Source organism: Variovorax sp. F042, from assembly GCF_057814215.1.
Map to the genome: position 1 here is coordinate 1 of NZ_JBVASX010000003.1, position 16,093 is coordinate 16,093.

General features: G+C 65.9%; 16 protein-coding genes and 3 tRNA genes. 2 read left to right on the forward strand and 17 right to left on the reverse strand.

The features are described 5' to 3' along the window. From ACZYSP_RS12920 to trpE, 12 genes are all read right to left on the reverse strand, one after another. Nucleotides 1-643 (reverse strand): GTP-binding protein (locus ACZYSP_RS12920; protein WP_489014545.1); only part of this gene is annotated, 643 nt, incomplete at its 3' end. 73 nt (nt 644-716) lie between these two features. Then, a tRNA-Thr gene (locus tag ACZYSP_RS12925) sits at nt 717-791 on the reverse strand. A 51-nt stretch (nt 792-842) separates the two neighbouring features. After that, nucleotides 843-916: transfer RNA gene (locus ACZYSP_RS12930), tRNA-Gly, on the reverse strand. Nucleotides 917-980: 64 nt separating this feature from the next. After that, a tRNA-Tyr gene (locus tag ACZYSP_RS12935) sits at nt 981-1,066 on the reverse strand. Nucleotides 1,067-1,172: 106 nt separating this feature from the next. Continuing rightward, nucleotides 1,173-1,880, reverse strand: a complete 708-nt coding sequence (locus ACZYSP_RS12940) for a uracil-DNA glycosylase (RefSeq protein WP_093077153.1) — start codon at nt 1,878-1,880, stop codon at nt 1,173-1,175. Next, complete coding sequence (trpC, locus tag ACZYSP_RS12945; RefSeq protein WP_093077151.1) at nt 1,877-2,677, reverse strand: indole-3-glycerol phosphate synthase TrpC; 801 nt, start codon at nt 2,675-2,677, stop codon at nt 1,877-1,879. Before trpC ends, ACZYSP_RS12940 begins: the two co-directional genes overlap by 4 nt. Before the next feature lie 29 nt (nt 2,678-2,706). Beyond that, nucleotides 2,707-3,729, reverse strand: coding sequence for an anthranilate phosphoribosyltransferase (trpD, locus tag ACZYSP_RS12950; RefSeq protein ID WP_093077150.1), 1,023 nt, complete (start codon nt 3,727-3,729; stop codon nt 2,707-2,709). Between the two features lie 22 nt (nt 3,730-3,751). Next, nucleotides 3,752-4,414 carry a LysE family translocator gene (locus tag ACZYSP_RS12955; RefSeq protein ID WP_093174959.1) on the reverse strand — a complete coding sequence of 221 codons (663 nt, stop codon included), beginning with the start codon at nt 4,412-4,414 and terminating at the stop codon, nt 3,752-3,754. 16 nt (nt 4,415-4,430) lie between these two features. Then, nucleotides 4,431-5,489 (reverse strand): low-specificity L-threonine aldolase, encoded by a 1,059-nt coding sequence (gene ltaE / locus ACZYSP_RS12960; RefSeq protein ID WP_489014549.1) that lies wholly within the window; start codon nt 5,487-5,489, stop codon nt 4,431-4,433. Nucleotides 5,490-5,495: 6 nt separating this feature from the next. Continuing rightward, nucleotides 5,496-6,080, reverse strand: coding sequence for an aminodeoxychorismate/anthranilate synthase component II (locus tag ACZYSP_RS12965; RefSeq protein WP_093058808.1), 585 nt, complete (start codon nt 6,078-6,080; stop codon nt 5,496-5,498). Further along, on the reverse strand, nt 6,077-6,469 hold the full coding sequence (locus ACZYSP_RS12970; protein WP_093058807.1) for a GxxExxY protein: 393 nt from the start codon (nt 6,467-6,469) through the stop codon (nt 6,077-6,079). The genes ACZYSP_RS12965 and ACZYSP_RS12970 overlap by 4 nt, the downstream gene beginning before the upstream one ends. Beyond that, nucleotides 6,466-7,968 carry an anthranilate synthase component I gene (gene trpE, locus ACZYSP_RS12975; protein WP_093058806.1) on the reverse strand — a complete coding sequence of 501 codons (1,503 nt, stop codon included), beginning with the start codon at nt 7,966-7,968 and terminating at the stop codon, nt 6,466-6,468. The genes ACZYSP_RS12970 and trpE overlap by 4 nt, the downstream gene beginning before the upstream one ends. Before the next feature lie 349 nt (nt 7,969-8,317). Here trpE and ACZYSP_RS12980 point away from each other — a divergent pair, with 349 nt between their 5' ends. After that, the gene (locus ACZYSP_RS12980; protein ID WP_093077145.1) at nt 8,318-8,920 is read left to right on the forward strand and encodes a chalcone isomerase family protein; all 603 of its coding nucleotides are present in this window, start codon (nt 8,318-8,320) and stop codon (nt 8,918-8,920) included. Nucleotides 8,921-8,929: 9 nt separating this feature from the next. On the opposite strand, the gene ACZYSP_RS12985 is transcribed toward ACZYSP_RS12980, so the two are convergent. The 5 genes from ACZYSP_RS12985 to ACZYSP_RS13005 all read right to left on the reverse strand — a co-directional run bounded on the left by ACZYSP_RS12985 (nt 8,930) and on the right by ACZYSP_RS13005 (nt 15,044). After that, the gene (locus ACZYSP_RS12985) at nt 8,930-9,634 is read right to left on the reverse strand and encodes a phosphoglycolate phosphatase (RefSeq protein WP_093174964.1); all 705 of its coding nucleotides are present in this window, start codon (nt 9,632-9,634) and stop codon (nt 8,930-8,932) included. A 120-nt stretch (nt 9,635-9,754) separates the two neighbouring features. After that, on the reverse strand, nt 9,755-11,092 hold the full coding sequence (locus ACZYSP_RS12990; protein WP_489014553.1) for an MmgE/PrpD family protein: 1,338 nt from the start codon (nt 11,090-11,092) through the stop codon (nt 9,755-9,757). Nucleotides 11,093-11,145: 53 nt separating this feature from the next. After that, nucleotides 11,146-13,245, reverse strand: a complete 2,100-nt coding sequence (locus tag ACZYSP_RS12995) for an acetate--CoA ligase family protein (protein WP_489014555.1) — start codon at nt 13,243-13,245, stop codon at nt 11,146-11,148. A gap of 3 nt (nt 13,246-13,248) precedes the next feature. Then, nucleotides 13,249-14,040 carry an enoyl-CoA hydratase/isomerase family protein gene (locus ACZYSP_RS13000; RefSeq protein WP_489014557.1) on the reverse strand — a complete coding sequence of 264 codons (792 nt, stop codon included), beginning with the start codon at nt 14,038-14,040 and terminating at the stop codon, nt 13,249-13,251. A 32-nt stretch (nt 14,041-14,072) separates the two neighbouring features. Continuing rightward, the gene (locus ACZYSP_RS13005) at nt 14,073-15,044 is read right to left on the reverse strand and encodes a tripartite tricarboxylate transporter substrate binding protein (protein ID WP_093174975.1); all 972 of its coding nucleotides are present in this window, start codon (nt 15,042-15,044) and stop codon (nt 14,073-14,075) included. 192 nt (nt 15,045-15,236) lie between these two features. Here ACZYSP_RS13005 and ACZYSP_RS13010 point away from each other — a divergent pair, with 192 nt between their 5' ends. Beyond that, entirely contained in the window at nt 15,237-16,037 is an 801-nt protein-coding gene (locus ACZYSP_RS13010) for an IclR family transcriptional regulator (RefSeq protein WP_354337057.1), read from the forward strand. The last annotated feature ends 56 nt before the right edge of the window (nt 16,038-16,093 follow it).

Here is a 16,093-nt window from a genome sequence, read left to right on the forward strand (position 1 = left end):
TCAGGAACGTGCCGTCCACGGCGCGCTCGGGCGTCGGGATGTACGTGTCCAGGGCTTCGGCCAGCTTCATGATGGCGCCTTCGCCCAGTTCGCCCTTGTCGCCTTCCAGGGCGAGCTTGGCCGAGCCGTGGATGATGGGGGTGTCGTCGCCGGGGAATTCGTACTTGTCGAGGAGTTCGCGAACTTCCATTTCGACCAGCTCGAGCAGTTCCTTGTCGTCGACCATGTCGCACTTGTTCAGGAACACGATGATGTAGCCCACGCCCACCTGGCGAGCCAGCAGGATGTGCTCACGGGTCTGGGGCATCGGGCCGTCAGCGGCCGAGCACACCAGGATGGCGCCGTCCATCTGGGCAGCGCCGGTGATCATGTTCTTCACGTAGTCGGCGTGGCCGGGGCAGTCGACGTGTGCGTAGTGGCGGTTGGCCGTTTCGTACTCGACGTGCGCGGTGTTGATCGTGATGCCGCGGGCCTTTTCTTCAGGCGCAGCGTCGATCTGGTCGTAGGCCTTGGCTTCGCCGCCGAACTTGGCCGACAGAACCGTCGCGATCGCAGCCGTCAGCGTCGTCTTGCCGTGGTCAACGTGACCGATCGTGCCCACGTTCACGTGCGGCTTGGTGCGGGTGAATTTACCTTTTGCCATTTTTCGACTCCGAAAAAAACGTTTCCAACGTATGCAGATGGGTTGCAAAGCTGCCGTTGCAACCCCCAAAAACTGGTGCCCTTTGCGGGAATCGGACCCGCGACCTCTCCCTTACCAAGGGAGTGCTCTACCACTGAGCCAAAAGGGCATTTGTAACAAAGTTACGAATTCACATCGCCTCAACAATGAACCGAGTCTCTGGAGCGGGAGACGGGAATCGAACCCGCGTCATCAGCTTGGAAGGCTGGGGTTCTACCATTGAACTACTCCCGCATCGGGGGCACTCAAGGCACCCAAAGCGCGAAATCCAATCGCTCTTAGAAACCAAATTCATCGCTGGTGGAGAGGGCTGGATTCGAACCAGCGTACTCGTAAGAGGGCAGATTTACAGTCTGCTGCCATTAACCACTCGGCCACCTCTCCGGCGAACCTCGAAATATAGCACGGTTTTGTGACTACTCAGAAATCCAAGCATCCAGAAGATGCGGGGGAACTGCTCAAGGTGTGAGCCTACGATTATCGCCCAACTTCACCCCTCCGCCCGCTGGGCCTCCCGCCACGCACGCGCTTCACCGAAGTGGCCGCAGCCGATGAACGGCACGGGCGGGCGCAACGCCGAAAGAGGGGACGGATGATTCGACATCAGCACCTTATGGCGCTTAACGTCGATCAACGCCCGCTTACTCTGCGCGTGCGAGCCCCACAGCATAAAAACAACAGGTTTTGCACCGTCTGAAACATGGCGAATGACGGCATCCGTCAGCACCTCCCAGCCACGGCCGGAATGGCTGGCCGGCTGCGCTTCCTCGACCGTCAGGCAGGTGTTGAGCAGCAGTACGCCATGCGTCGCCCACTTCACCAGACTGCCACCCGGATTCGGGAATGCTGGCGGCGGTGTGCCCAGGTCGCGCTGGAGCTCCTTGAAGATGTTGCGCAGCGAAGGCGGCAGTGCCACGCCGGGCGCCACGGAGAACGCCAGCCCCTCGGCCTGGCCGCGCCCGTGGTACGGATCCTGGCCCAGGATCACCACGCGCACGTCTTCCGGCGGCGTGAGTTCCAGCGCCCTCAGCGGCTGCGGCGGAAAAATCACCGCCCCCGCATCGAGACGCTCGCGCAAGAAGCCCAGCAGCTTTTGCCCCACGACACCGCCAAAGAAATCGTCAACCAGTGGCTGCCAGCCAGGCGCCACCGGCCAGTCGGCAGGATCGCTGCTCGACAGCTGATCGGGCCGGCTCATTTGAACAACGCAGCGAGGGCCTCGCCGGGTTCCTTGGCGCGCATGAATGCTTCGCCGACCAGGAAGGCGTTGACACCGGCCGCACGTAGCGTGGCGACGTCTTCGCGCGTGCCGATGCCCGACTCGGTCACCGGCAAACGATCGGAAGGTAGCTTCGGCAGCAAGTCGATGGTCGCCTGGATCGACACTTCGAAGTTGCGCAGATTGCGGTTGTTGACCCCGATCAGCGCCGTCTTCAGCTTCAGCGCACGGTCGAGCTCAGCCGCGTCGTGCACCTCCACCAGCACCGCCATGCCCAGCCCGCGCGCGATGGCTTCGTAGTCCTTCATCTGCGCATCGTCGAGACAAGCGACGATCAACAGGATGGCATCGGCACCCATCGCGCGCGATTCATACACCTGGTACGCATCGATGATGAAGTCCTTGCGCAGCACCGGCAGGTCGCACGAGGCGCGCGCCTGCTTGAGATAGTCCACACCGCCCTGGAAGAACTGCTTGTCGGTCAGCACCGAAAGGCAGGCCGCGCTGATCTCGCCGTCGCCCTCGGCGTAGCTCTGGGCGATATCGGCCGGAATGAAGTCTTCGCGCAGCACGCCCTTGCTCGGGCTGGCCTTCTTGACTTCGGCAATCACCGCGGCCTGCCCGGCGGCGATCTTGGCGCGCAGGGCGCCTTCGAAGTCGCGCGTCAGCACGCGGCTCTCGGCATCGAAGCGCACGGCCTCGAGCGGCGCTCGCTTCAGGGCCGCAGCCACCTCCTGGTGCTTGACGGCAACGATCTTGTCGAGGATGTCGGACATAGCTTCTGGGGTTTCCGGTTTCTTGGGACTCAGACTGTCGTGGAGGCCTTGATCAGCTCGGCCAGCTTGGCCTTCGCCGCGCCCGAGGCGATGGCGCTGCGTGAGCGCTCCACACCCGCTTGCACCGAATCGACCACGTTCGCCGCATACAGTGCCGCGCCAGCATTCAGCAGCACGATGTCGAGCGCAGGGCCTGCCTGATTGTCGAGCACGCCCAGCAGCATCGCCTTCGACTGCTCGGGCGTTTCCACGCGCAGCGCGCGGTTGCTCGACATCTGGAAGCCGAAGTCCTCGGGATGCAGTTCGTACTCGCGGATCTCGCCGTCCTTCAGCTCGCCCACCATGGTGGCGGCACCGAGCGATATCTCGTCCATGCCGTCGCGCCCGTAGACCACCACCGCATGCTCGGCGCCGAGCCGCTGCAGCGCGCGCACCTGGATGCCCACGAGGTCGGGGTGGAACACGCCCATCAGGATGTTCGGCGCGCCGGCCGGATTGGTCAGCGGCCCGAGGATGTTGAAGATGGTCTTGATGCCGAGCTCCTTGCGCACCGGCGCGACGTTCTTCATCGCCGGATGGTGGTTCGGCGCGAACATGAAGCCGATGCCGCACTCCTCGATCGAGCGCGCGATCTGCTCGGGCTTGAGGTTGATGTTCACGCCCAGCGACTCCAGCACGTCGGCACTGCCCGACTTGCTCGACACGCTGCGACCGCCGTGCTTGCTCACCTTGGCGCCCGCCGCGGCCGCCACGAACATCGAGCAGGTCGAGATGTTGAATGTGTGCGAGCCATCGCCACCCGTGCCGACGATGTCCACGAGGTGCGTCGTGTCCGCGACGGGCACCTTGGTCGACACCTCGCGCATCACCTGCGCGGCGGCGGTGATCTCGCCGATGGTTTCCTTCTTCACGCGCAGGCCGGTGATCAGCGCGGCCATCATCACGGGCGAGCACTCGCCGCTCATGATGAGGCGCACGATGTGCAGCATCTCGTCGTGGAAGACTTCGCGGTGTTCGATGGTGCGCTGCAGCGCTTCCTGGGGGGTGATCATGGAAAGTCTCCTCGAGAGTGAATCAGCGGCCGACGCGAACGGCGGGCGCGTCGGTGAACGCGAGCTTGAGGCCGAAGCCGATGAAAAGCACGCCGGCAGCACGGTCGAGCCAGTGCATGCCCTTCTGTACGGCACTGCGGTGCGCCATCCAGCCTGCTGCCAAAGCCCATCCCACGTTGACGGGAATGGCATTCAGGTTGAACAGCACGCCCAGCAGCACGAAGGCCAACGCCTTGTTGTCGGTGCCCGGCGCGATGAACTGCGGCACGAAGGCCAGGAAGAACAGCGCGACCTTGGGGTTCAACACGTTCGTCCAGAAGCCCCCGAGAAAGATCGCCTTGAGACTGCGCTCCCCGCCCGCATCGGCGGCCGCCTTGTCGAGATCCGCGGGCGGCGCCGCGCGCGACAGCAGCATGCGCACGCCCAGATACAGCAGGTACGCCGCACCGATGTACTTGAGCACCGTGAAGGCCGCCGCCGATGTCGCCATCAGGGTGCCGACGCCGACTGCGGCGGCAAAGATGTGAACGAAGCAGCCGGCCGTGATGCCCAGCCCCGCCACGATGCCGGCGCGCACGCCGGAGCGCAGCGAATTCGTCACGACGTACAGCACGTCGGGTCCGGGCGTGAGGTTCAGCAGCCAGCCGGCGGCGATGAAAGCGAGCAGATGGGGAAGATCAGGCATCGCGTCCTCGCAGGGCTCAGGCGTTGAAGAAGGCGCGGATCGCGGCGACGGCCCGGTCGACGCCGGCGGCATCGACGTCGAGGTGCGTCACGAAGCGCAACCGGTAAAGCCCCGTCGCCAGGATGCCCTGCTGGCTCAGGCTCGCGATCAGTTCCGACGAACGCGCCTGCGCAGCCCCGGTGAGATCCGCGAACACGATGTTCGTGTGCGGCGCCTCGACCGTCAGGCCCTCGATGCCTTCGAGCCCTTGTGCAAGCCGCTGTGCCAATGCGTGGTCGTCGGCCAGGCGATCGATATGGTGATCGAGTGCATGCGAAGCCGCCGCAGCCAGCAGCCCGGCCTGCCGCATGCCGCCGCCTGCCATCTTGCGAATGCGATGTGCGCGTGCTATGAATTCACGCGATCCCACCAGCGCCGAGCCGATGGGCGCGCCCAGCCCCTTGCTGAAGCACACCGACACGCTGTCGAAGCACTGCGCGATGCGGCGCGCCTCCGCGCGGATGTCGCTGCGCTTGTTCAACGCCGCCTGCGCGGTCGCCGCATTGAAGAGCCGTGCGCCGTCCAGATGCCGCTGCAGCCCCTTGCTCTTCGCCAGATCGGTCGCAGCCTGCACGTACTCGAAGGGCAGCAGCTTGCCGCCCAGCGTGTTCTCCAGCGCCAGCAGCCGCGTGCGCGCGAAGTGCGCGTCATCGGGCTTGATGGCCGCCTCGATCTGCGCCAGCGGCAGCGTGCCGTCGGGCGCGTGGTCGAGCGGCTGGGGCTGCACGCTGCCGAACACCGCCGCGCCGCCGCCTTCCCACCGATAGCAGTGGGCCTGCTGGCCGACGATGTATTCGTCGCCGCGGCCGCAGTGCGAAAGAATCGCGCACAGGTTGCTCTGCGTGCCGGTGGGCACGAACAGCGCAGCCTCGAAGCCCAGCATCGCGGCAATCTTTTCCTGCAGCGCATTGACGCTCGGGTCGGTGCCGAAGACGTCGTCGCCCAGCGGCGCCGCCATCATGGCCTCCCGCATCGCGGGGGTGGGTTGCGTGACGGTGTCGCTGCGCAGGTCGACGAGGGAGGTGCGATCGGTCATGGTGGCTCAGTCCAGGAAGTTCTTGAGCATCGCGTGGCCGTGCTCGGTGAGGATCGATTCGGGATGGAACTGCACGCCTTCGATGCGCACGTCATGCGCGAATCCGGTGTGCCGCACCCCCATGATCTCGCCGTCATCGGTCCATGCGGTGACAGCCAGTGCCTTCGGGCAGCTCTCGCGCTCGATGGAAAGCGAGTGGTAGCGGTTGACGATGAACTTCTCGGGCAGACCCGCGAACACGCCTTCTTGCGTGGTCGTGATCTCGCTGGTCTTGCCGTGCATGAGCTGCTGCGCGCGCACGATCTTGCCGCCGAAGGCCGCGCCGATGGCCTGGTGGCCCAGGCACACGCCAAGAATGGGCAGCTTGCCCGCAAAGGCCTCGATGGCCGCCACCGAAACACCCGCTTCCGCCGGCGAACACGGCCCGGGCGACACCACCAGCCGCGTCACGCCGGAGGCGATCAGCTCGCCGATCTGCTCCACCGTGATCTCGTCGTTGCGGTGCACCTGCACATCCGCACCCAGCTCGCCGAAGTACTGGACGATGTTGTAGGTGAAGGAATCGTAGTTGTCGATCATCAGCAGTTTCATGGCTTGCTCACAATCCGGTGCACGCCCTTGACGACGGGGAACACGTTGAAGTTGATCAGAAGGCCCAGCTTGAGGCCCGACAGGCGCAGCGCGGCAAGCACCTGCGCGCGATGCAGGTCGGTCAGCACGTCGACCGCCTTGAGTTCGACGATGACAGATTGCTCGATCACGAAGCCCGCACGGTACACCTCGCCGAGCGAGCGGCCCTTGTAGCTGGCCGACAGCGCCACGTCGCGCGTGAAGCCGATCTCGCGCTCGGCGAGCTCGATGGCCAGCGCAGCCGCATAGGCCCCTTCGTCGAGCCCCGTGCCGAGCACGCGCTGCACCTCGACGGCCGCGCCGATGATCTCGTGCGAGAAGTCGTTCTGAATATCGGGTGCGGTGCTCATTCCAGGCCTTCCTCGACCAGTTCGGCGGCACGCAGGAGTGCGCGCGCCTTGGCTTCAGTTTCTTTCCACTCCAGCTCGGGCACCGAGTCGGCCACCACGCCGGCCGCGGCCTGCACGTGCAGCATCTGGTCCTTCACGATGCCGGTGCGAATGGCAATGGCCACGTCCATGTCGCCCGCGTAGCTGATGTAGCCGCACGCGCCGCCATACAGCCCGCGCTTGGTCGGCTCCAACTGGTCGATGAGCTCCATCGCATGCACCTTCGGCGCACCGGTCAGCGTGCCCGCCGGGAAGGTAGCCTTGAGCACGTCGATGGCGGTCATGCCGTCCTTCAGCGTGCCTTCGACGTTGCTCACGATATGCATCACGTGGCTGTAGCGCTCCACCGCAAAGGCTTCCGTCACCTTCACCGTGCCGGTCTTGGCGATGCGGCCGATGTCGTTGCGCGCGAGGTCGATCAGCATCACGTGCTCGGCGCGCTCCTTCGGGTCGTTGATGAGTTCTTCCTCCGCCGCCTTGTCGAGCTCGATCGATGCGCCGCGGGGGCGCGTACCGGCCAGCGGGCGGATGGTGATCTTCTGCTCACCCTCGCCCGTGTTTTCCTGACGCACCAGGATCTCCGGTGAAGCGCCCACCACGTGGAAGTCGCCCAGGTTGTAGTAATACATGTAGGGCGAGGGGTTGAGCGAACGCAGCGCGCGGTACAGCGACAGCGGCGACTCGGTGTAGCGCTTGCTGATGCGCTGGCCCACCTGCACCTGCATGAAGTCGCCGGCGGCGATCATTTCCTTGGCGCGCTCGACGGCCGCAAGGTAGTCGGCCTTGGCAAAGCTTCGCTCCGGCGGATGCGGCTGCGTGGGCTTCACGACGGGGGCGCTCACCGAGTACTTGAGCTTTTCCTTCAGCTCGCGCAGGCGGCGCTTGCCCACAGCGTAGGCCTCGGGCTGCTTCGGGTCGGCATAGACGATGAGGTAGAGCTTGCCCGAGAGGTTGTCGATGACGGCCAGCTCCTCGCACTGCAGCAGCAGGATGTCGGGGCATCCCAGCGTGTCGGGCGGGCAGCTCTTTTCGAGCTTGCGCTCGATGTGGCGCACGGTGTCGTAGCCGAAGTAGCCGGCAAGGCCACCGCAAAAGCGCGGCAGTCCGGGCCGCAGCGCGACCTTGAATCGCTTCTGGTACTCGGCCACGAAGTCGAGCGGGTTGCCCTTTGCAGTCTCGACCACCTGCCCGTCGGTCACCACTTCGGTGACGGCCTCGGCGCCGAAGCCGCTGGCACGCAGCAGCGTGCGAGCCGGCAGTCCGATGAAGCTGTAGCGCCCGAAGCGCTCGCCGCCCACCACCGATTCGAGCAGAAAGCTGTGCTTGCCGCCGCCCTGCGAATGGGCCAGCTTGAGGTAGAGGGAAAGAGGCGTCTCGAGGTCGGCAAAGGCCTCGGCCATCAGCGGAATGCGGTTGTAGCCCTGGGCGCTGAGGCTCTTGAATTCAAGTTCGGTGATCACGGATTCGTTCTCCATTTGCCTGCGGCGCTCCTTCGGCCGGCGGCAAGGTCATTCACGGGTGGTCCGGCGTCGTAGTGTGTATCGACTCGGAACCGCGGGCGCACGGCGTGCGCCGTGCAATCAAACAGTCAGCGAAGTATGGCGACGCCAGGGCCAGGCTCCCCGGCTGCCTTCACCTGTTTGAATGATGTGATGAACGAACATATGAGGCGCGGAGTTTAGCCCACGAAAACGCCAAAGCGTGCAACGGTCGCCTTCATTGGCCGCTTTCAGGGTTCCCCCGAAGCCGTGAACGTAAAACAAAAAGATACATTCGCACGACCGTTCGCAAAACTCCAAGGAGACTCCGTTGACCGCTCTTTCGCTTCCGACCGTGCTCTTCTCCCGCCTCGCCCTGGCCGCCTGCCTGGCCACCGCCCTCGGCGCCTCGGCCGCGCAGGTCGACGTGGCCGGCGTCAAGCTCGAAGACCAGATGGATCTGCGCGGCAGCCCCTTGGTGCTCAATGGCGCGGGCATCCGCTACAAGGCCATCTTCAAGGTCTACACGGCCGGCCTGTACGTGGGCAAGAAGGTGTCGACCACCGAAGAGGCCCTGGCCGCGCCGGGCCCCAAGCGCGTGGCCATCACCATGCTGCGCGACATCGACGCGAACGAACTCGGCAAGCTCTTCACCAAGGGCGTGGAAGACAACTCGCCCAAGAGCGAAATGGTCAACCTCATTCCGGGCCTGCTGCGCATGGGCCAGATGTTCGCGGACCAGAAACAGCTGAAGACTGGCGACACTTTCACCATCGACTGGCTGCCCGGCACCGGCACGGTGATCACGGTGCGCGGCGTGCCTCAACCCGACCCGGTGAAGGAGCCGGCCTTCTTCAATGCGCTGCTGCGCATCTGGCTGGGGCCGAACCCGGCCGACTGGAAGCTGAAGGACGCGCTGCTCGGCAAGCAATAAGAAGAGCCGTTACCGCAACGCAGCCGGAGCAAGCTCGGCCAGCGAATCGACGAAGCCGTCGGCATCGACGCCGCGCACCGGTTCACCGTGGTTGTAGCCGTAGGTCACGAGCACAACGGGGCAGCCCGCGGCGCGTGCGGCGCGCGCGTCGTTGCTCGAGTCGCCAATCATCAGCGTGCGCGCGGGCGTGGTGCCCAGCGCTTCGCAGGTCTTCAGCAGCGGCATCGGATCGGGCTTCTTGCGCTCGAAGGCATCGCCACCGAACACCAGCTCGAAGAAACCGTCGAGGCCCTTGTCGACCAGCAAGGGCTTTGCGAACGACGTCGGCTTGTTGGTAAGGCAGGCCAGCCGCAGGCCGCTTGCACGCAACGCCTTCAGCCCGTCGATCACGCCGGGGTACACCGCCGAGTGCTGTCCGTTGATGGCGAGGTAGTGGTGCTGGTAGCGCTCCCATGCGCGGTCGAACAAGGCCCGTGCCTTCGCATCGGCAGCAGCATCTGGCGCCATCACATGCACGAGCGCCGAATGAATCAGGTGCTCCGAGCCCTTGCCCACCATCGTCTCGATGGCGGCAGGCGCCACATGCGGCAGCGATAGGTCGTCGAGCATGCGGTTCAGCGACGCAGCAAAGTCGCCGAGCGTGTCGACCATGGTGCCGTCGAGGTCGACGATGGCGGCGTCGAAGCGGGTGTGGTCGAAGCTGATGGAGTTCAAAACAAACAAATAGAGTTCAAAAATTGCCCGGTACTTTACTGGCCCTCAAAAAATAGAGTTCCAAAAAATTTCGAAAATCCTGGGTGAAAAGCGAAGGCTGCGAAGCCGGCCTGCGCAACCTCAGCCTCCCAGCCCCTGCAGGTCGCCCGCCTGCTCCAGCGACCAGATGTTGCGCAGCAGCGTCCGCGCTCGCTCGGTGCCGATCACCGGCGCCGCCAGTTCCAGCAGCTTGTCTTCCAGCTCCGCGTCCGACAGCGGCAGTTCGGGGTCGCCCTTGCGGTCGGGCTGCAGCCAGACGTGGCGCTGGCCGTCGATCGTCTCGACCTCCACCCGGGCAGAGCGGCGGCCCGGGAAGGCGGCGTCGATCCCGGGATCGACCACGGCCGTGATGCGCGCCATCAGCGCGCGCGTGTCGGCATCCGCCAGCCGCTCGGGCGTGTACGCCGCGAGCCGCACGCTGCCATGCACCAGCGCCGTGGCCACCACGAAGCGCAGGCTGAAGCGCGCCTCGTTCTCGGTGCGCGGATCTTCGTAGCAGGCGATGTCCAGCGCGGGACCATAGGTGGCCACGCGGACGCTGCGGATATCCGCAGCCCGCAGGCCATGCCGGCGCGCCAGTTCCAGGGCCCCGTCGATGGCAGCGAAGGCATGGCCGCAGCCGATGTGGTTCTTGAAGGTCAGCCGGGTGATGTGGAAGTCGCGCCCCAGCGTGTCGCCCACCGCCGACCAGTCCGGACCGTCGCTCATGGCGCGGCCGAAGCCCGCCTCGCCCTCGAGCACGTCCAGCGAGCCCGTCACACCCTGCGCGGCCAGTTGCGCGGCGAGCACGCCGCCTTCGGCAGCACGCCCCGCATGCAGGGGCTTGGACATCGAATCCATGCGGAAGGCCTGCTGCAGCCCCGCTGCAAAGGTGGCGGCCGTAGCCATCGCATGGGCGAAGGGCGCGCCGTGCAGCCCCAGCAGGCCGGCGGCGGAAGCGGCCGCGCCAAAGGTTCCCACGGTGCCGGTGTTGTGCCAATGGCGATAGTGCGCCCGCCCCATCGCCACACCGATGCGGGTCGAGACCTCGTAGCCGAGCACCACGCCGCGCAGGAATTCAAGGCCGCTGGCGCCCCGGTCCTGCGCAATGGCCAACGCGGCCGCCACCGTGGCCGCGCCGGGGTGGTACATGGCATCGCGGAAGCTGTCGTCCACCTCGGCCGCGTGGGCCGCCGTGCCGTTGAGCAGGGCGGCCGCGCGTGCCGGCGCCAGGCGGCCATCGGGCAGGCGCGCACGGCCACGGTCGAGATCGTCGGCAAGCAGCGCGCGAAGCTGCGGCATGGGCGCAACTTCCAGGCCGGGGAACAGCGCGGCATGCCAGTCGATCACGGCGCGCTTGGCGTGGTGGAGTACCTCGTCTCCCAGCCGGGCCTGGCGGAATTTGGTGGCGTAGCGGGCGAATACTTCGGTGGCGTACACGGGATGTCCGATCGGTTCGAGAAGAAAAGAAAAAGAAGAGCCGGGCCTGTCGCTCAGGCCAGCACGACCACGCCGTCGGCGGCGCGCACGCCCTGCCCCTGCGGCAGCACGAATACGGGGTTGATCTCGGCCTCGACCAGGCGCTCGCCAAGCTGCGCCGCCATCCTGGAGAAGGCGACGATCGCATCGACCAAGGCCTCGATGTCGGCCTTGGGCCGTCCACGGAAACCATCCAGCAGCGGCCAGGTCTTGAGGTCGTGCGCCATCGATAGCGCCTCGGCGCGGCCGAGCGGCTTCAGGCCACGCGCGCCCTGCGCCAGCAGCCGCATGGTGGTGTCCTTGAAAAGCTCCGCCGTCACGCCGCCCATGCCCAGCAGGATGGCCGTGCCCAGCGCATCGCGGTGCATTCCCAGGATCAGTTCCGTGCCGCCCGCAACCATCTCCTGCACGAGAAAGCGCTGCGGATGCACGCCGGTGCGGGCCTTCACGTCAGCCGCCATGCGGCCGATGCGCTCGCCGATGGTGTCGCCGTCCAACCCGACGGCAACGCCGCCCACGTCGCTCTTGTGCGTGATCTCGGACGACAGGATCTTGAGCACGACGCGCCCACCCAGCTCGCGCGCGGCGGCTTCCGCCTCGGCTGACGAAGCGACCACGCGTTCCGCGGCGCAAGGCACGCCGAAGCGCGAGAACAACTGTTTGGCCTGCGCCTCGTCGAGTGAACCGGAGGGCAGTTCGCCGGCCTCCACCGGCGGCAAGGCCGCGGCGTCTTCCCCGGACGCCACGAAGCGCTGCACGCGCAGCATGCCGGCCAGCGCGGCGGTGCAGCTCTCGGCTGCGGTGAATGCAGGCACGCCGCGCCGCGTGAGCAGCGCTCCCACTTCGGGCGCATGCGGGCTCACGTAGGCCATCACCGGCTTGTCGGAATTCGGCAGGCATTCCTGGATGGCGCCGGCCAGCAGTTCGGGCATGGCCAGGCTGGAGGAGCCGACGATGAGCACCAGCGCGTCATAGCTCGGGCTTGCCAGCAGTGCATCGATGGCGCCGCGCAGCAGGTCGGGGCGCAGGCCGGCGAGCGTCACGTCGATGGGGTTGCGGTCCAGCACGGCCTTGCTGCCGGTCTGCAGCGCGCGCAGTGCATTGGCGGTGGCCTCGTCGGGCGCAGGCGTATCGAAGCCAGCCACGCCCAGGTCGTCAGACACCAGCGTGCCGGCGCCGCCCGTGGAAGTGAGGATGGCGACGCGCCCGCCGCGCAGCTTGCGGCCCGTGGACAGCGCGGCAGGAATGTCCAGCAGATCCGAGAAGCTCTGCGCCCGGATCACGCCGACCTGCCTGAACAGCGCGTCATACATGCTGTCGGCACCTGCCATGGCACCGGTGTGGGACACGGCGGCCTTGGCGCCCGCCTCCGAGCGGCCGATCTTGAAGGCCACGACCGGCTTGCCCATGCGCGCGGCCTTCAGGCAGGCCGCGCGGAACTTCGCGGGGTCGCGCACGGTTTCGACATACAGCGCAATCACCTTGGTGGCCGGGTCGTCGGCCAGGTGGTCGATGAAGTCGGCCAGTTCCAGGTCAACTTCGTTGCTCGTGGAGATCAGCTTCGACAGGCCGATGCCGCGCGCCGAGGCGCGCGACAGCAGCGAGCCCAGGATGCCCCCGCTTTGCGAGACCACGCCGATCCCGCCGGCCTGGAACTCATCCATCTCCAGCGCTCCGGACGGCGACAGGACGATGTTGTCCGTGAGGTTGACGAGCCCGATGGTGTTGGGACCCAGGATGCGCATCGTCCCTGCTGCCTCGATCAACTGCTGCTGGCGCCGCGCGCCTTCCTCGCCGGTTTCGGTGTAGCCGCTGGCCAGCACGATGGCGGCGGCGCAGCCCCGTGCCGACAGCTCCTTCACCGCCAGGTGCGCGCGCTCGGCTCCCAGCAGCACGACGGCTACGTCGGGCACTTCCGGCAGCGAAGCGATGTCGGCGTAGCACGGCAGTTCGCCGATGCGCTCGACCTTCGGGTTCACCGGCATGATGCGGCCTGCAAAACCGTGCTTCTGCAGATAGGCCACGGGGCGACCGGTGGTTTTCTTCGGGTCTGCCGAGGCACCGATGACGGCGACGCTGCGCGGCGACAGCAGCTTTGCGATGGCTTCATTCATGGCTCAGTCCCTGGAGGCTGTCTTGGCCAGAAAAGCTTCCACCGAAGCACGGTGCTCGCTGCTGGTGTAGCAGATGCCCTGCGCCTGGCTGCCCTGTGCGAACACGTCGTGCGAGGTCAGCTCGAAGCTCTGGTTCAGGATGGTCTTTGTCAGCGCGAGCGCAGTGGAAGACGCAGACGAGAGTTCGACCGCCCACGCCCGCGCGTCGGCGAGCAGCGTGTCCGCGCCGGTCTTGCGGTCCACGATGCCCAGCGAGAGGGCTTCGTCCACCTTGACTTGGCGGCCGGTGAAGATCAGCTCCTTGGCCTTGGGCAGGCCCACGCGGCGCGGCAGGAAGTACATGCCGCCGCCATCGGGAATGATGCCGCGCAGCACATAGCTCCAGGCGAAGCTGGCCCATTCGCTGGCAATGATGAAGTCGCAGGCCATCGCGGTGTCCGCCCCCAGACCGGAGGCAGCGCCGTTGACCGCTGCGATCACCGGCTTGGGCATGGTGTGCAGCAAGGCCTGCACGCGATGCACGCGCTGCTGGCGATGCCAGCCGTTGAACCCCACTTCACCTGCCGGAGCGTTCATGCGCTTCTGCATTCCGCTGATGTCCCCGCCGGCGCAGAAACCCTTGCCTGCACCGGTCAGCACCATTGCCCTGATGGCCCTGTCGGCGGCCACGTGCTCCAGCACGTCGATGAATTCCGTGCGCATGTCGTCGCTCATGGCGTTGCGCTTGTCCGGGCGGTTGAATGTCACGGTCGCGATGGCGTCCGTCACCTGAAAGTCGATGAGGGTGTATGTCATGTGCTTTTTCCTGGGCGGCCGATGGCCGCAGTTCAATCGGCCTTGATGCCGTTTTCCTTGATGACGCGCGCCCACCGTTCTTCTTCGGCCCGCACGTAGTTGTCCAGTTCAGCCGGCGGCCCGGCGTTGATGACCAGCCCTTCGTGTTCGATCTTTCGCACGAAGTCGGGTGCACGGGCGGCCTTGCGGCCGGCGGCGTTGAGGCGCTCGACGACTGCTGGCGGTGTACCGGCCGGCACGAACAGGCCGTACCAGCTCTCCACCAGGTAGCCCGGCACGCTGGCCGCAATGGCCGGCACACCCTTGAATGCCGGCGAGGGCTCAGCCGTGGTCACGCCCAGCGCGCGCAGCTTGCCGCTGTCGACGAAGGTGGACACGGCCGCTGCGGTGGCGAACATCATGTCGACCTGGCCGCCCAGCAGATCGGTCAGCGCGGGACCTGCGCCCCGGTAGGGAATGTGCGAGAGCTTGACCTTGGCGAGGTTGGCGAACATCTCGCCGGCCAGATGGGCGGAGGTGCCCGCGCCTTGCGATGCGAAAGTCAGCTTGCCGGGATTGGCCTTCGCGGCGGTGAGCAGATCGGCCACGGACTTGTAGGGACTGTCGGGGCGCACCACCAGCACGTTGGGTCCGCGACCGACGAGGATGACCGGCGCAAAGGCCTTGTTGCTGCCATACGAAAGCTTGGGCTGCAGCGATGGATTGACGGCGTGGGCGAACGAGGCGACCACGACGCTGTAGCCGTCGGGCGCGCTCTTGGCCACGTTGTCCGTGCCGATCAGTGTTCCCGCGCCCGGCTTGTTGTCGATGATGACCGGCTGCCCGAGGTCCTTGGACATTTCCGCGCCCAGCGTGCGAGCAATCAGGTCGGTGCCTCCGCCCGGCGCGAAGGGCACGACGAAACGGATGGGCTTGTCGGGGTAGGCGAAGGCCGTGCCGACGACTGCGAAGCCTGCGAGAAGGAAGGCGAGCACGCGTGCTCGCCCGGTGGAAGGGGCTGCCATGGTCTGATGTCTCCAGAACTGTTTGATTTGAAAGTCCGTCACATGCCCGAGTTGCAGCGCGTGACAGCCGAACTCTAGGATCAAGCGGCTCGCAAAGGTGATTGCAATTCCACTGGATGGAACACAGGCAATGGATACTTCGATTCGATCCATTCACGGTGAATCCACGCGTCGCCTGTCCGCAAGGCTCCCATGACCGAACTTCCCAACTTCAATCTCGACCACAAACCCGGACGATCACCTGCCAATCGATCGCTGGAGCGAGGCATCGAAATCCTGCGTGCATTCCGGCCAGGCTCCGAGCTGTTGGGCAATGGCGAACTGGCCGAGCGCACCGGACTTTCCAAGTCCACGGTCAGCAGACTCACGCAGACGCTGGTGGGTGCGGGCATGCTGCAGCTGGACAGCATCGAACGCGCCTATCGCCTGGCGCCCGCCGTGTTGAGCTTGTCGCACGCGATGCGCACCGGATCGCGTGTTCTACAGGCAGCAACACCGCACATGCGCGAGTTGGCGCTGCAAAAGCGCATCAACGTCGGACTGGCCGCGCCGGACCGGGACGAGATGGTTTACCTTGAATCCATTCGCTATGCGAAGCGCGTAGCGCTCCGGCACGTGGTTTCGGGCCAGCGTGTGCCGATGGAACTCACGTCGCTGGGCAGGGCTTACCTGGCGGTCGCTTCGCAACCTCGCCGCGCCAGGCTGATGGAACTGTTCGCGCAACGCCGCAGGCACTGGCGCAAGATGGAGACAGAGATCAAGCAGGCGTGGGCGGACGTGCATGCCAAGGGTTACTGCGCCGCGGCCTGGCAACCCGAGGTGGTGGCGCTGGCCACGCCACTGCAGGTGGACGACGTCATCTACGTGCTGAATGTCAGCGTCTCGACCGAGGAGTCGATCGCCGTCGTATCGCGCGAGCTGGCGTCCGCTCTGCTCGAACTGGCGCAGAAGATTCGTCACGCGCTGATCGTGCAGGAACCGCGAGGCGCCTAGATGCCCGGTGCTTTCCAAAGCATCAGGCAATAGGGCTCAAGACATCGAGCCATTCG

Bases quoted from the DNA above. Each gene is read 5' to 3' on its own strand.
- ACZYSP_RS12965 (WP_093058808.1), bottom strand. From the start codon at position 6,080: ATGAAACTGCTGATGATCGACAACTACGATTCCTTCACCTACAACATC.
- ACZYSP_RS13000 (WP_489014557.1), bottom strand. From the start codon at position 14,040: ATGACATACACCCTCATCGACTTTCAGGTGACGGACGCCATCGCGACC.
- ltaE (WP_489014549.1), bottom strand. From the start codon at position 5,489: ATGACCGATCGCACCTCCCTCGTCGACCTGCGCAGCGACACCGTCACG.
- ACZYSP_RS12970 (WP_093058807.1), bottom strand. From the start codon at position 6,469: ATGAGCACCGCACCCGATATTCAGAACGACTTCTCGCACGAGATCATC.
- ACZYSP_RS12955 (WP_093174959.1), bottom strand. From the start codon at position 4,414: ATGCCTGATCTTCCCCATCTGCTCGCTTTCATCGCCGCCGGCTGGCTG.
- ACZYSP_RS13005 (WP_093174975.1), bottom strand. From the start codon at position 15,044: ATGGCAGCCCCTTCCACCGGGCGAGCACGCGTGCTCGCCTTCCTTCTC.
- trpC (WP_093077151.1), bottom strand. From the start codon at position 2,677: ATGTCCGACATCCTCGACAAGATCGTTGCCGTCAAGCACCAGGAGGTG.
- ACZYSP_RS12940 (WP_093077153.1), bottom strand. From the start codon at position 1,880: ATGAGCCGGCCCGATCAGCTGTCGAGCAGCGATCCTGCCGACTGGCCG.
- ACZYSP_RS13010 (WP_354337057.1), top strand. From the start codon at position 15,237: ATGACCGAACTTCCCAACTTCAATCTCGACCACAAACCCGGACGATCA.
- trpD (WP_093077150.1), bottom strand. From the start codon at position 3,729: ATGATCACCCCCCAGGAAGCGCTGCAGCGCACCATCGAACACCGCGAA.
- ACZYSP_RS12995 (WP_489014555.1), bottom strand. From the start codon at position 13,245: ATGAATGAAGCCATCGCAAAGCTGCTGTCGCCGCGCAGCGTCGCCGTC.